At 37.0% G+C, this 13,766-nt stretch carries 14 protein-coding genes and 5 tRNA genes; 4 read left to right on the top strand and 15 right to left on the bottom strand.

Going from position 1 to position 13,766, the window contains the following annotated elements; genetic code table 11:
* Window positions 1-181: 181 nt before the first annotated feature.
* Window positions 182-571 (top strand): DUF1573 domain-containing protein, encoded by a 390-nt coding sequence (locus tag H4K35_RS09635; protein WP_182627381.1) that lies wholly within the window; start codon window positions 182-184, stop codon window positions 569-571.
* Window positions 572-634: 63 nt separating this feature from the next.
* Here the strand turns inward: H4K35_RS09635 and H4K35_RS09630 are convergent, their stop codons facing one another.
* The 3 genes from H4K35_RS09630 to H4K35_RS09620 are packed head-to-tail and all read right to left on the bottom strand — an operon-like array spanning window position 635 to window position 3,587.
* On the bottom strand, window positions 635-1,372 hold the full coding sequence (locus tag H4K35_RS09630) for a tyrosine-protein phosphatase (protein WP_182627379.1): 738 nt from the start codon (window positions 1,370-1,372) through the stop codon (window positions 635-637).
* 6 nt (window positions 1,373-1,378) lie between these two features.
* Window positions 1,379-2,506: a DUF4105 domain-containing protein gene (locus tag H4K35_RS09625; RefSeq protein ID WP_182627378.1), complete on the bottom strand. Its 1,128-nt coding sequence runs from the start codon at window positions 2,504-2,506 to the stop codon at window positions 1,379-1,381.
* Between the two features lie 4 nt (window positions 2,507-2,510).
* Window positions 2,511-3,587 (bottom strand): PorV/PorQ family protein, encoded by a 1,077-nt coding sequence (locus tag H4K35_RS09620; RefSeq protein WP_182627376.1) that lies wholly within the window; start codon window positions 3,585-3,587, stop codon window positions 2,511-2,513.
* 151 nt (window positions 3,588-3,738) lie between these two features.
* Between H4K35_RS09620 and H4K35_RS09615 the strand changes: the two genes are divergently transcribed.
* Window positions 3,739-4,479, top strand: coding sequence for a phosphatidylcholine/phosphatidylserine synthase (locus H4K35_RS09615; protein ID WP_182627374.1), 741 nt, complete (start codon window positions 3,739-3,741; stop codon window positions 4,477-4,479).
* A gap of 48 nt (window positions 4,480-4,527) precedes the next feature.
* On the opposite strand, the gene H4K35_RS09610 is transcribed toward H4K35_RS09615, so the two are convergent.
* Window positions 4,528-5,274 (bottom strand): NYN domain-containing protein, encoded by a 747-nt coding sequence (locus H4K35_RS09610; protein ID WP_182627372.1) that lies wholly within the window; start codon window positions 5,272-5,274, stop codon window positions 4,528-4,530.
* A gap of 82 nt (window positions 5,275-5,356) precedes the next feature.
* Window positions 5,357-5,938 carry a TIGR00730 family Rossman fold protein gene (locus H4K35_RS09605; protein WP_182627370.1) on the bottom strand — a complete coding sequence of 194 codons (582 nt, stop codon included), beginning with the start codon at window positions 5,936-5,938 and terminating at the stop codon, window positions 5,357-5,359.
* Between the two features lie 159 nt (window positions 5,939-6,097).
* Between H4K35_RS09605 and H4K35_RS09600 the strand changes: the two genes are divergently transcribed.
* Window positions 6,098-8,491, top strand: a complete 2,394-nt coding sequence (locus H4K35_RS09600; RefSeq protein WP_182627368.1) for an outer membrane beta-barrel family protein — start codon at window positions 6,098-6,100, stop codon at window positions 8,489-8,491.
* Between the two features lie 187 nt (window positions 8,492-8,678).
* On the opposite strand, the gene cls is transcribed toward H4K35_RS09600, so the two are convergent.
* The 10 genes from cls to idi all read right to left on the bottom strand — a co-directional run bounded on the left by cls (window position 8,679) and on the right by idi (window position 13,296).
* Window positions 8,679-10,160: a cardiolipin synthase gene (gene cls, locus H4K35_RS09595; RefSeq protein ID WP_182627366.1), complete on the bottom strand. Its 1,482-nt coding sequence runs from the start codon at window positions 10,158-10,160 to the stop codon at window positions 8,679-8,681.
* Between the two features lie 215 nt (window positions 10,161-10,375).
* Window positions 10,376-10,449: transfer RNA gene (locus H4K35_RS09590), tRNA-Thr, on the bottom strand.
* 35 nt (window positions 10,450-10,484) lie between these two features.
* Window positions 10,485-10,558, bottom strand: a tRNA-Thr gene (locus H4K35_RS09585).
* Between the two features lie 34 nt (window positions 10,559-10,592).
* A tRNA-Thr gene (locus H4K35_RS09580) sits at window positions 10,593-10,666 on the bottom strand.
* Between the two features lie 34 nt (window positions 10,667-10,700).
* Window positions 10,701-10,774 (bottom strand) — tRNA-Thr (locus H4K35_RS09575).
* 34 nt (window positions 10,775-10,808) lie between these two features.
* Window positions 10,809-10,882: transfer RNA gene (locus H4K35_RS09570), tRNA-Thr, on the bottom strand.
* 80 nt (window positions 10,883-10,962) lie between these two features.
* Complete coding sequence (locus tag H4K35_RS09565) at window positions 10,963-11,226, bottom strand: hypothetical protein (protein WP_182627364.1); 264 nt, start codon at window positions 11,224-11,226, stop codon at window positions 10,963-10,965.
* Between the two features lie 55 nt (window positions 11,227-11,281).
* Window positions 11,282-12,250 carry a type I phosphomannose isomerase catalytic subunit gene (locus H4K35_RS09560; protein ID WP_182627517.1) on the bottom strand — a complete coding sequence of 323 codons (969 nt, stop codon included), beginning with the start codon at window positions 12,248-12,250 and terminating at the stop codon, window positions 11,282-11,284.
* A 96-nt stretch (window positions 12,251-12,346) separates the two neighbouring features.
* Window positions 12,347-12,763: a 6-carboxytetrahydropterin synthase gene (locus H4K35_RS09555; RefSeq protein WP_182627362.1), complete on the bottom strand. Its 417-nt coding sequence runs from the start codon at window positions 12,761-12,763 to the stop codon at window positions 12,347-12,349.
* A complete protein-coding gene (gene idi, locus H4K35_RS09550; RefSeq protein WP_182627360.1) occupies window positions 12,760-13,296 on the bottom strand; it encodes an isopentenyl-diphosphate Delta-isomerase in 537 nt (178 codons plus the stop codon). The genes H4K35_RS09555 and idi overlap by 4 nt, the downstream gene beginning before the upstream one ends.
* Window positions 13,297-13,468: 172 nt before the next feature.
* Here idi and H4K35_RS09545 point away from each other — a divergent pair, with 172 nt between their 5' ends.
* On the top strand, window positions 13,469-13,711 hold the full coding sequence (locus tag H4K35_RS09545; RefSeq protein ID WP_182627359.1) for a hypothetical protein: 243 nt from the start codon (window positions 13,469-13,471) through the stop codon (window positions 13,709-13,711).
* The last annotated feature ends 55 nt before the right edge of the window (window positions 13,712-13,766 follow it).

The following is a 13,766-nucleotide window of genomic DNA, read 5'->3' as shown; positions in this document are numbered from 1 at the left end:
GTTGCTTGGCAGAAAAAAAGTTTTTTTCATTCTTTGTAACCTTAGTTTTCATTATCTTTGTGTTGTACAAAAGTAATTATTACTCGTCAATTATAAAAGTTTATCTAAAATCGAATAGGTAAAAAAATTTGCGAGTTTTCGAAAAGTTTCTAATTTTACAAAACAACAAAAAGTTATAGTAATGAAAAATTTAATAGCAGTATTCGCATTAGTATTATCTAGTGCTTTATCATTCGCTCAAAGTGGTCCAAAAATTCAATTTGCCGCTGAAAACAACACTATCGATTACGGTACAGTGGTTAGAGGAAAAGACGATGGATTACGTACCTTCGAATTCACCAACACAGGTGATCAACCATTGATCATCACAAACGTACGTTCTACATGTGGATGTACAGTTCCTTCTAAACCAACAGAGCCTATTATGCCAGGTAAAAAAGGAAAAATCGATGTAAAATACAACATGAGTATTGGTAGAATTAGCCGTACAATTACGGTTGAATCTAATGCGATAAACTATGAAAATGGAACAGTTCCATTGAGAATAAAAGGAGAAGTAACTGATAAGTAATTTCTTACTCATATAAAAAAAAAGCCACTCAGACGAGTGGCTTTTTTTTTATATCTATGTGTTTTACTTTCTAAATTCTTGATTATTGCTTATCGCTTGGGTAAAGAATTCAATTCCCTTCACCTCTACTTTAGCTTCAAATCCTTTGATGTGTTTTTCGTGGTGAATATCTGATCCAACGAAATCGATTAATCCATTCGACAATAAAAAATTAGCTGCTTCTAGAACGTGTTTACCATAGTAACCGGTTGCGGAAAGCAAATTCATTTGAAAGAGACAACCCGCTTTCTTTAACTTCTTATACATTGCTGTATTTTGATGGTAAAAATTATAGCGCTCTGGATGAGCTAAAACAATGTCGTATCCGTTTGACTTTAGCTGAAACAAAATATCCATCAATTGAATAGGCGGATTCATGTACGACATCTCCACCAGCACATAGTCCTTCTTTAACGTTAGCAACTCTTTATTTTCGATGTGAGGCAGTAAGGTTTCATCCATCATGTACTCAGAAGCGACACGTAATTCGATCGCTTTTGATTCTGTAGGTAATTCTTCCTGTACCTTCTTGTACTGATTTAAAATACCTTCTCTTGTATTTTCCCAAACTAATGGGGTTGTGTGCGGGGTAGCAATCGCTTGGTCAAATCCCATCTGCTGCATCGCTTTAATAATAGTTCGCGTATCCTCAATGGTTTGGGCACCATCGTCAATTCCATAAATCAAATGCGAGTGAATATCCACATAGTTATCGGGAATTAAATCTTTTAAAATAGGTTTTGATTTAAAAAAAGAAAACATAGTCTACTATTTATTCTTCACTCTATTTTGTAAAACTGGCTTAAATTCCAAAAATAAAGTTACAAGAGTTAACAGGTACAAAGGTAAGGTTATTATTAATTTTTCTGAATAAAGATTCAATACAATATATAAAATTAACAATATCACAACAATAATACCTAATATAGACTTAATTTTATTTAAGTTTTTAACAAACGGAATCAAAATCAACAAAGGATTACATAAAAAAACCACATTATTCCACAACAATTCTCCATGAAGAGAATAAAAACCTACTAAAAAGAAAAAACATCCTAACAAGCCAAAAAGGATGAAATAAACAGATCGCACCACGTTATTTACGGCTAATCCCATCAAGAAAAGCACGAGTAAAGAAGCAAACCAATAGGTATTCCACCATACATAGTTCTCCGTTTGCTCTGCTTGAAAAACCGTAATTTCATCTTGAACTAAAGGTAGATTACCGTTTTTAGTCTGTGTCAATCCCAATTGAAATTTATCAGGTAAAAACAACAAATTAGAGGGGTGATCGACTTTATTACCGAAAATTAAATTAATGCCCAACATTTCGAAATAGCGATCTTTTAAATAGGTATTTAAAATTGTTCGATAGGTGGCGGTATTGCCTTCAACGCTAATTTCTACTGGCGTTGGCAATACATCGTTTAGAACATCGACTACCTTAGTGGTACAATTTTGGTCGATAAATTTATAAATATAATAGCGGTTTTCTTCTTTTAACGATTGGTTTAAGTTGTTCCACACCTTTTGTTTTTGTGTATGAGAGAGGTTTAATTCTTGCTCGACCACGGAGCGATTATCATAGGCATAATTCATGACGAAGCGCTCATAATCGTCATAATCTACAAAATAGAGTAAATCGCCTTTAACGAATTTACCGTAGAAATTGGGCGTTCGAAAATCAAAAAGACCATAATTATACACGCGATCTATCCCCTGTGCGGGATCGTATACTCGAATGGCTGTATGTCCAAACAAAGCGTAGAGCTCTTTTCCTGTTCCACACGTCAAGACGCTAATTCTAGCTTTGTTAGACAATATTCGTTCGGTTGGATTTCCATAGCTTAGTTGGACCAAGAGCACTGCAAAAAGCAACGCGACTATTTTTTTCATCTTTTTATTTTCTAAAAATTCCTAAATCTAATTTTAACGAGAAGACATTTGAATAGATGGCAGCACTTTGATCGCCAATATCTGTTAGCGCGTAATCCACTTGAATCCCTTTATAGTGGAATCCCACACCAATATTGGGTTGAAACTCTGTTTTTTGGGTGTTGTCCATTTGTCTATTATTTTGAAAGTTGCCGACACCTCCACGCACAAAAACCAAATTGGCATAGCCAAATTCAACTCCTAAAGAGGGCGTCATACTCATAGAACCACTGGAGATTACCGCATTGGTTTCCGCAAATTCTACGTGTAGTGCTAAGGCTGCTAACAGGTTCAAATCACGAGATAGTTGTACGTTTTTTGAGACCCCCATTTGCAGTTTAGGCAGGGTAATTTCAGTCGTTTCGGGTAGTTCTTGATTCATCCCCTCTACGGCTTCTTGTACTTTGCTGTACTCTTTTTTATTGATGCTCCACATGTTATAGGTCGTTGTAATGTCCCTAGCCATGACTCCAAACATCCAATCGGACTTGGTTTTATATTGTATCCCAGCATCAAATCCAAATCCCCAAGAATCGGCAAATTTTCCAATTACACGGCGTACTACTTTGGCATTCACCCCATAGGTTAGTCCTTCAATGGGTGTATTTCGCGCATAAGACAATACAAAGGCGTAATCTGCCGCGGAAAATAGGCTGATGCGATTATAATCAATATTTCCGTGTTGATCGATTAGTTCAGTCGTATTCATGATATCATCCACCCCAAAGCGGATGATCGAAAATCCCAAAGCACTTTTTTCATCCAAAGGCATCGCAAATGCTCCATAATCATATTGCGCAATATTGGCAAAGTAACTTGCGTGCATTAGGGATATTTGCTGGTCTTCCAATCGCATTAATCCCGCAGGATTCCAATATACGGCATTTACATCGGCCGTAGAAGATACCACGCTATTTGCCATTCCCATAGCAACAGCATCTACTCCAATATTTAAGAACTCATTGGAATATTTTCTCGCTTTTTGGGCATGGGTAGCAAATCCAACACAAAAGAGCAATGTACCGAATGTTAGTTTTTTCACAAACATCTTTTTATTATTCTTACTAAGTTGTAAAAATAGTAAAAAACTAAAAGGCGAGGACGATATTATTATTTGTAAGTTTATAATACCTTTGCTTTAGGAAATTAACGTTTATCTTTATAACCTAGATCAAGACCTAAATATAGCTTACATGAAAAAACATATTCCAAATTTCATTACTTTATTGAACCTCCTTTCAGGACTAATCGCTTGTATATACGCCTTTGACGATAATATTCTCATGGCTTTTATATGGGTGTGTATTGGTATTTTCTTTGACTATTGGGACGGATTCTTAGCTCGAATTCTTCAAGTAAAAAGCGAATTAGGACTTCAATTGGATTCCTTAGCGGATATGGTAACCAGTGGAGTGGTTCCTGGATTAATTATTTACAAACAATTGGCTAATATTCAGGAAACTCAAGGGCCATACAATTTGACACCAGAGACATACTACATGGCTATTGTTCCGTATATCGGTTTCCTCATCACTTTGGGCGCAGCCTATCGACTAGCGAAATTCAATATTGACACCCGACAAACAGATTCGTTTATCGGATTGCCTACACCGGGGAATGCGCTCTTCATTTTGAGTTTACCTCTTATTGTAAGCACAACTAATTCTGAAGCGGTGATCTCTTTCTTGAGTAATCCCTATGTATTAGTGATTATCAGCGTATTGAGTGCCTATATTATGAATGCAGAATTACCGTTGTTTTCACTAAAAATAGACCCTAAAAACATAGGGGCTTATAAATTACAGTTGGGATTTGTTGCAGCATCAATCCTCTTGTTAGTTGTACTGCACTACTTGGCAATTCCACTGATCATCTTGCTTTATATTTTGCTTTCTATCATAAAGAATATGACAGCAAAAAAACAAATAGCGTAAAACATAAAAAGGTCAGCAATGCTGACCTTTTTTATTGATATTTTCTCTTTATTTCTTCTTGACCAAGGGGTGATTCAACCCTTTTACATTGTTATTGATAACCTCATAGGTTTTTAAGTGTTTAAACATTTCAGTCAAGTTTCTAAACCCGTAATCACGAGAGTCAAAACTAGGATCTAGTTTACGAAGGTTATTACCTACAGTAGAAATATACGCTTCTACTTCTTCATCCACTGACATATCAAAAGCGCGATCAATCAAACGCATTTCTTTTTTGGTGATCGTAAGAGTATCATCTTCCTCTTCTATCACTTGTTTTTTCTCTTGACTGATACTCTTTTCTGCTTTTACAGGTTTGGGCGTTAACGTTTCGCAATAGGTAAAAATCTCACAAGACTGTACAAAGGCATTAGGTGTTTTCTTTTCCCCTATTCCCATCACAAAAATTCCTTCCTCTCGGATTCGTTTCGCCAATCCAGTATAGTCACTATCGCTAGAGACAATACAAAAACCATCGACCATTTTATCGTGTAAAATATCCATGGCGTCAATAATCAACGAACTGTCTGTTGAATTTTTCCCTGAGGTATAGTTGAATTTTTGAATGGGTGAAAAAGACAAATCATTGAGCAAGTCTTTCCAACTATTCATTTGCGGGGTAGTCCAATCTCCATAAATACGGCGAATGGTAACTTTGCCGTATTTCGATACTTCCGCTAAAATATTCTCTAATAATTTTGCTTGTGCGTTATCGCCATCGACGAGTATCGCTATATTATTATTGTTTTTTTCCATTTTTAACGTTTATTCATACTTGAGTAGGTAAAATACGAAAAAAAGTCCGAAAAAAACTGTTTTTAATCTTTTTTTAGCACAGTTAGACTGGTTGATCCTTTGCTATCCACTTGCCTACTTTTGGTGCTTCATACTGAATCATTTGTTGTAATAGCGCGTCAATATCGTCTGAGATAATGATCATTTCTTTATTTTCTTTTTTGAGGAACCCCTGTTCTACCATACTATCAATCATTAGCATCAACGGATTGTAAAATCCTGCCACATTGTACAGTGCAATTGGCTTTTTGTGCAAACCTAATTGTCCCCAAGTCAAAACTTCAAAGAACTCTTCTAGGGTACCATATCCCCCTGGTAAGGCGATAATCCCATCGGATAATTCATCCATTTTTGCTTTGCGTTCGTGCATCGTATCCACGTGATAGAGCGACGTTAGTCCCGTATGTCCCAATTCTACATCTGCTAAAAAATGAGGCAATACGCCAATAACCTCACCTCCATGCGACAAAGCTCCATCGGCAATTGCCCCCATTAACCCAACTTTTGCACCTCCATACACAACGCCAATTTGCTTTTTTGCCAAAGCGGCACCTAAAGCCTTCGCACTTGCCATATATTCTACTTTGCTACCCGCACTCGATCCACAAAAAACAGTATACCTCATATATTTATATTTTTTCTAAATAAGAATCAAAATACTAACAATCAATACCTTACAATGATTACATTTCTTTTTTATATTTTTTTTAGGTGTTAGCTTGTAACAAAAGTAACGATTCTCAGTCTATTAGGGTAGACAAAAAAACTTAATTCAACTAATCAAATGAATACAAAACTAACTTTATTGTTTTTTTTACTTTCCCTTTGTGGAGTCTACGCCCAAGGTTCTGTAAAAATATCAGGACGCGTGTTTGACAAAAAACTAAATGAAGGTATTCCTTATGCGACCATTACCTTAAAAAAAGGAGATGCTGTTATTACGGGAGGAATGACTACAGATAACGGTTCTTTTGCAATTACGGCTACCGCTGACACCTATAACTTGGACATTCAATTTATAGGCTACACTCCTTTTCACAAAGAAATCACCTTAAAAAGTGCTACCGATCTTGGTACTATATATCTTGAGGCGGAATCGACTACTTTAGCCGATGTAAACATCGTAGCGGAACGATCTACTATCGAACAAAAAATTGACCGAAAAGTCATTACTGTGGGTAAAGATTTAACTACTGTTGGTGCTACAGCTTCTGACATTATGAATAATATTCCTTCTGTTAACGTGGATAAAGACGGCAAGATCTCTTTAAGAGGAAATGAAAATGTTCGCATCTTATTAGACGGAAGACCAACAAATATGTCGGCAGAGCAATTACTTAAACAAATTCCCTCTACTTCAATTAAGAGCATCGAATTAATCACGAATCCAAGTGCAAAATACAATCCTGAAGGAATGTCGGGAATCATCAATATTGTCTTACACAAAAATACAGCTGATGGTTTTAATGGTTCTATTGACAGCGGTGTAACCATTGCTAAAAATATTCAATCGACCACTTCATTAAACTTAAACTACAGAAAAGGCAAATTAAACTTTTTTGGAAATGCGAGTTATTCTGACGGAAAATCGAAAAATGACGGGACTATGTTTCGCGAGGATATTCTTTCGCCAACATCGATTAATATGCTAAATACCAACAAGAATATTTTGTATAAGGTTGGGGTTGATTACTATATTAACGATCAAAATACGTTGTCTTTTTACACCAATCAAAGTACAAACAAACACAGTGTTGATTTAAAAACGTCAACTATTTATCCAGATCAATCCTTTGAGGATATTTTTCAAAAAACCTTTTACGACAATAAAAATACGTTCAGCACCTACAATTTAGCGTATAAACACTTATTCGCTAAAAAAGGACATACACTAGATGTTGAAATGAATCACAACATCAACAAATCGGACATGGACGGTGACTATTTGACCAAATTGGGAATAGCCAACGACTTACCATATCAAGATGGCAACAAAGACGAGAACACCTTGTCGACGTTAAACATTGACTACGTAAATCCATTAAACGATCATACGAAATTAGAACTAGGGGCGGAAGCGCGAATCTCAAGAGCTGATAATAGCTTCACCTCAAACAATCCCTTAATTCCAATCAGCCAAAAACACATAGACAATAAATATGATCAAGATATTTTTTCTGCTTATGCGACATTTGGCCAAACCTTAGGAAAATTCAACTACCAAGTAGGAACTAGAGTAGAGAGCTATAGAGTGGATTCAAAATTGGATGGAAACTCAACGTTTAAGGATGATTATGTAACGCTTTATCCTTCTGTTTACTTGGGATATAACCTTACAGATAACGATATGTTTAACGTGAGCTATAGCCGTCGTGTTGATCGCCCTGGAGTAAGACAAACAAATCCAGTTCGCCAATTCTCTACGCCATTAATGACTATGGTAGGAAATCCAGAACTAAAACCGCAGTTTACCAATTCTGTTGAATTAAACTATACGCGTTTATTTGCTAAAAGAAGCAGCATTACTGCCGGCGTTTACTATAGACGTATAAACCACGAAATTAATCACGTGATCTACGACGATCCAGAAAATGATAACCCTAATGCTTTGTTGATGACTTTTGACAACTACAAATCAAACGACGCTTATGGTTTTGAAGTTTCTGCTAACATTATTGTTACTCCATGGTGGGATATGCAACCTGCCATCGATTTCTCTAGCATTAAACAAACGGGATTTGTATCTCAATTGGATGCTACAGGCACAATGAATACTGTATTGCGCGATATCACGGCAAATGCTTTCAATGCGCGTTTAAACAGTAACTTCAAAGCAACAAAAAATCTTCGCTTTAACTTATTTGGATTTTATAGAGGAGGGGTTGACGGAATTACATCAGACGCAGAAGAAATGTACAAAATTGACGCTGGTGCACGCTATGCTTTACTAAATAACAAATTAAGCATTAGCTTCCGATTCAACGATATCTTCAATACGATGTCGTACAAGTACAAAACAAAATATCCTTATCCTTCAACAGGTGAATTCACTTGGGAAAGTCAATCTGTGTATATTGGTGTAAACTATACATTTGGTGGCGGAAAAGGACGTTCCTTGCAAAGAAAGTATAGAGATACCAACACAAAACAAAGTGGTGGTGCAGGAGGATTATTCTAAATTCCTATACAAGACTTCAATTATTACGAAAAAAGGGTTCCTTTTCCAAGGAACCCTTTTTTTATGGTTACTAGTTGGAATACGGTTATTGACAAAACGCGAAAAGAAAACATTCACTCCGATTTTCTGGTCGCGTTTTTTATTAATATTCACCATTCCTTGACTTGGTTTTGGGTTTGCAGTACCATCAAAGTAAAGGAGACAACAAGCGCAAAAAGCTATTTTTAAGGCGATGCCATTTTGATCGTTTATTCCAGCGTTCTAATTTGAGTTGAATAGAGTCTTTACAATCTTGTTCAAACATATCGCGCATTTGCTTGGCGAAATCCATATCGTAGAGTACAACATTTACTTCGAAGTTCAAATCGAAACTGCGATGATCCAAATTACAGGTTCCTACTGAGCAAATACCAGAATCGATAACCCAAGTTTTGGCGTGTATAAATCCTTTTTTATACAAGAATATTTCTACTCCGGATTCTAGAAGTTCTTGAAAATACGATTCAGATGCTAATTTAACAGTCAAAGAATCAGTAATTCCTGGCAGTAATAATTTGACTTTTTTTCCGCTAAGTACGGCCATTTTGATAGCTAGTTGCAGGGATTCATCTGGAATATAGTAAGGCGTTGTAATACAAATCTCACGTTCAGCTTCCTGAATAGCTTGAAGGACGCTAAATAGAATAGAAGGCACGTCAGAATCGGGGCCTGAAGCGATTACTTGAACGGGCAAGGTTTTTTGTTTACCCAAGTGAATTTTAGGGAAATAATCGGCGCTGAAGCTGAGATTTTCTTTGCTACAAAAATTCCAATCGGTCAAAAACACGTGTTGCAATCCATAAGCGCCACTCCCTTCTATACGGATATGGGTATCGCGCCAAAAGAAGTCGTTTTCTGCTTTTCTGCTATTGTCATAGCGATCGGATATATTTATCCCCCCTGTATAGGCAATTTGTCCGTCTATCACCACGATTTTACGGTGATTGCGGTAGTTGAGTCGATTGGCTAAAGCCAGAAGAATAATCTTGTTAAACGCGAAGGCTTGTATACCATTTGCACGTAAATCTTTGACTATATTTTTGCGGATGCTTCTACTTCCAAAATCGTCGTAAATAAAGCGTACCTCCACTCCTTCTTTGGCTTTAATTTTTAGCAATTCGGCGATTTCTCTACCTATTTCATTATTTTCATAAATGTAATACTCAAGGTGAATATGGTGTTTTGCTGCTTTGATATCCTCGAGTAAACGCGGAAAAAAGGCTTCTCCATTTTGCAGGAGCTCCACATCATTATCAACTAGAAGAGGTCCTTCACCTACGATGGAATTAGACAATAGGTTCACAAAAGAGCGATGTTTATCAATGATGGGATGCCCTTGTTGTTTTAAATCGAGATGGATCTCACTAAGGCGTTTGTACAAGCGCTCTCCATAATTATCGTTGGCGATTAGTTTTTTAGAATACATCTTTCTTCTTCGGTAGTTGATACCAAAGGAGAAGTAAAAGATGATTCCAAAGATAGGCACGAAAAAAACTAGCAATAGGTAGGCTAGGGTTTTCGAGATGGAATCCGTATCATAGATAATTCGAATCGCAACGAGAATTGCGATTATGAAGTAGACCACTTCCCAATAAATAATCCATTCTGATTCGAAAAACAAGGATATCATAGTTTAGAATACTTAGTCAATAGAGAATTACACTCTTGTTACATGATTCTAAATTTAAACAATCTTTTGCAACGAATAACAAATAAATACAGTGCTATTTTAATAAATAGTCGTAAAGTGTCAATTTTTGGGGCAGGTGCTTACAGCATCTAGTTGATTTACGGGATAGGAAAGAGGTAAAAGCAAAAAAGCTTCCTATTCTTAGGAAGCTTTTGAGCCGATGGAGGGACTCGAACCCACGACCTGCTGATTACAAATCAGCTGCTCTAGCCAGCTGAGCTACACCGGCAATTTAGATTGCCTAAAAGGGCGATTAAAATATTGAGCCGATGGAGGGACTCGAACCCACGACCTGCTGATTACAAATCAGCTGCTCTAGCCAACTGAGCTACACCGGCAAATTGCCTCGCAATATTTAATCTTCAAAATTTGAGCCGATGGAGGGACTCGAACCCACGACCTGCTGATTACAAATCAGCTGCTCTAGCCAACTGAGCTACACCGGCAAATTGCCTCGCAATATTTAATCTTCAAAATTTGAGCCGATGGAGGGACTCGAACCCACGACCTGCTGATTACAAATCAGCTGCTCTAGCCAGCTGAGCTACACCGGCGAATTGCTTCGCAATATTTAATCTTCAAAATTTGAGCCGATGGAGGGACTCGAACCCACGACCTGCTGATTACAAATCAGCTGCTCTAGCCAGCTGAGCTACACCGGCGACTCATTTTTCGAGTGCAAATATAACACGCTTTTTCAGTCTTACAACTGATTTCGCGTGTTTTTTTTACTTTATTTTAATTACAAGTTGTTAATTTTTCCAACTAATTGACCTGCAATGTTTTCTAATTTTACAAAAACGCCTTTAAAATGAGCTTTTTTATTTTCAACCCCTTTTGCATTGATGTCCATGATCAATTCGTCGAATCCTGTTAAGGCTTCTTCGATCAAAGCAGTTGTTTCTTCTGTAGGTCCTCCTACTGTCAATTCATGAATATAAATTGCCTCAATGATATCTCCTAATACTTGGTGAACATCTTTTTTTAATCCTCTTACGCTTGCCATAATAATTTATTTAAAATTTAAACAAAAGTACAATTATCTTTACTACATCGACGGTCTAATCGATATATATTTCTAACAATGTTGCTTGACCAACTGCAACGAGTTTATTTACTGAGGCGGGAATTAAAACGGTTTCACCTTGTTTAATTCCGCACGATAAATCGTTAATCTGAAGCTCACAGGCTCCGTCTGTACACACATAAAGATAGAAGCGATCTAGTGGCTTCTCTAGCTCATATCGCTGGGCTAAAGGGATGTAATTTACCGTAAAAAACGGACAAGAAACCAGTTGATTCGCACGGTTTTCTTCTTCAGTATAAGAAAGTACGACCTGTTTCTTTTCGTAATTAATCGCTTTTAGCGCCAAATCTACGTGTAATTCTCTTGTTTGTCCTTCACTATCTACGCGATCCCAATCGTAAACGCGATAGGTAATATCTGACGTTTGCTGAATTTCAGCGAGTAAAACTCCAGCTCCAATGGCGTGAACAGTTCCTGTTTGTATAAAAAAAGCATCGCCTTTTTTTACGGGAATTTCATTTAAAATTTCAGGTAGTGTTTTGGTATTCAGGTGTTGCAGATAATCCTCTTGGGTAACCCCTTCTTTAAAGTCTACAACAACCCTGGCCCCCGGATCGGCTTGCATTACATACCACATTTCGGTTTTTCCCAAAGAATTATGTCTCGTTTTTGCGAGTTCATCATTGGGATGTAGCTGAATAGAAAGATCCTCTTTAGCATCTAAGAACTTGAATAACAACGGGAATTGATATCCAAACGTCTGAACGATAGCGGAACCTAAAATATCTTCAGGATAGGTTTTAATTAGTTCTTCTAAGCTTTGTCCTTTATATGTGCCATTGGAAACAAGGCTAACATTTTCTGGAACATTAGAAATTTCCCAGCTTTCTCCAATTGAATCAGAAATCTGCTGTTTACCTAAAACAGTATGTAATTTCCGCCCTCCCCAAATTCTATCTTTTAGGATGGGTTCAAACATCATTGGATATTGTATAAAACTCATAGGCTTAACTTCTTCCTCATTTCGCAATAGTCCATCAGCGGGATTATTGCCTAAAACAAGACGCAAATGTACAACTTTTAATGGATTCTATGCATGTTAAATCCCCTCCCCTTTAAAAGTTACAAAGTTTCTATTGGTTTCATACAAAACCACCTCTAAATCTTTGTCTTTTGCAATAAAAGGCCTTAATTTTTGCCAAATCACTACAGCAATGTATTCTGCAGTAGGGATTAGATTTTTGAATTCTATAACATCTAAGTTCAGATTTTTGTGATCAAAAGCCTCTTCAATCTCGGATTTAATCAAATCTGACAGTATTTTCAAGTCCATGACAAATCCGGTTTCTGGGTCAACTTCACCAGTAACATGGACGATTAATTCGTAATTATGTCCGTGAAAATTGGGATTGTTACACTTGCCAAACACAGCCTGATTCTTTTGGTCCGACCAATCTGGGCGATGTAATCGATGTGCGGCGTTAAAATGTGCTTTTCGGCTAACTGTTAATCTCATGCTGTTTTAATTTTATGTGCTTCGATATGGGGGTAAAATTCAGCGAAAATAATTTTAAACCAAGCGGTATAAACCTGTGGATTGACTTCCATATCTCTTTTTACTGCTTCAATTCCCATCCACTTCCACGCTTCCACTTCTTCTGGATTCGTATTGGGATCTTCGTTATAATACCCCACCATCACATGGTCAAATTCGTGTTCTGTCAACCCGTTGTCAAAGGGTGCTTTATAAATAAAGTGAAATACTTCTTTCAGCTCTACTTCAAACCCCATTTCCTCTCTCAAACGGCGTTTTCCTGCTTGAATATTTGTTTCTCCTACTCTTTGGTGACTACAACAAGTGTTCGCCCATAATAAAGGAGAGTGATACTTCTCTGCTGCGCGTTGTTGAAGCATGATCTCATTTTTATCATTCAAAATAAACACAGAGAACGCCCTGTGTAACAAAGCTTTTTCATGTGCTTCTTGCTTGCCCATGGTGCCAATTGGCTCATCTTGCTCATTAACTAAAATCACTTGCTCTTCAATCATACCTAGTGTTACATTTATTTTACTTCCAAAAGTACAAAAAACAAAATAGGAAACCAATGCCAAAGGGGAGTTTAAAAACTAGAGGGGAACTCCTCATCACAGTGGTAAAGATTGCGATGCTTTTTACGGTGGTCCTACACAATTTGGTTATCTTTGGCGTTTTATACAAATCATGGAAAGATTAATCAAACTAATATGGGATTTTCGAGGTCCGGATGCTGAAAAAATTGCTGAACACCATGTAATTCACTTGCGTGAATTCGTTGCTATAGAACAACTCCCTTTAACTATTATGGACAAAGAAGTCATCAATGAGGTTCACAGTATTGCGTATCTCGTAGTAAATGACCAACAAATGCGAGAAGTTAGAGATGCTTTAAAACCACATCGTGGTGAACTTTACGAAGTAAAATAACAGCTATACACCCCTATAAAAAAGAGGGTGACCTTTTGGGACACCCTCCGTATAA

It is taken from the genome of Myroides sp. NP-2, from assembly GCF_014145665.1.
Lineage (GTDB): Bacteria > Bacteroidota > Bacteroidia > Flavobacteriales > Flavobacteriaceae > Flavobacterium.
This window is presented reverse-complemented; position numbering and strand designations above follow the sequence as displayed.

Coding starts and splice junctions, on each gene's coding strand:
- idi (WP_182627360.1), bottom strand. CDS start 13,296: ATGATTGAAGAGCAAGTGATTTTAGTTAATGAGCAAGATGAGCCAATT.
- H4K35_RS09545 (WP_182627359.1), top strand. CDS start 13,469: ATGGAAAGATTAATCAAACTAATATGGGATTTTCGAGGTCCGGATGCT.
- H4K35_RS09610 (WP_182627372.1), bottom strand. CDS start 5,274: ATGGAAAAAAACAATAATAATATAGCGATACTCGTCGATGGCGATAAC.
- H4K35_RS09615 (WP_182627374.1), top strand. CDS start 3,739: ATGAAAAAACATATTCCAAATTTCATTACTTTATTGAACCTCCTTTCA.
- H4K35_RS09625 (WP_182627378.1), bottom strand. CDS start 2,506: ATGAAAAAAATAGTCGCGTTGCTTTTTGCAGTGCTCTTGGTCCAACTA.
- H4K35_RS09565 (WP_182627364.1), bottom strand. CDS start 11,226: ATGGCAAGCGTAAGAGGATTAAAAAAAGATGTTCACCAAGTATTAGGA.
- H4K35_RS09605 (WP_182627370.1), bottom strand. CDS start 5,938: ATGAGGTATACTGTTTTTTGTGGATCGAGTGCGGGTAGCAAAGTAGAA.
- H4K35_RS09560 (WP_182627517.1), bottom strand. CDS start 12,250: ATGAGTTTTATACAATATCCAATGATGTTTGAACCCATCCTAAAAGAT.
- H4K35_RS09600 (WP_182627368.1), top strand. CDS start 6,098: ATGAATACAAAACTAACTTTATTGTTTTTTTTACTTTCCCTTTGTGGA.
- H4K35_RS09555 (WP_182627362.1), bottom strand. CDS start 12,763: ATGAGATTAACAGTTAGCCGAAAAGCACATTTTAACGCCGCACATCGA.
- cls (WP_182627366.1), bottom strand. CDS start 10,160: ATGATATCCTTGTTTTTCGAATCAGAATGGATTATTTATTGGGAAGTG.
- H4K35_RS09630 (WP_182627379.1), bottom strand. CDS start 1,372: ATGTTTTCTTTTTTTAAATCAAAACCTATTTTAAAAGATTTAATTCCC.
- H4K35_RS09635 (WP_182627381.1), top strand. CDS start 182: ATGAAAAATTTAATAGCAGTATTCGCATTAGTATTATCTAGTGCTTTA.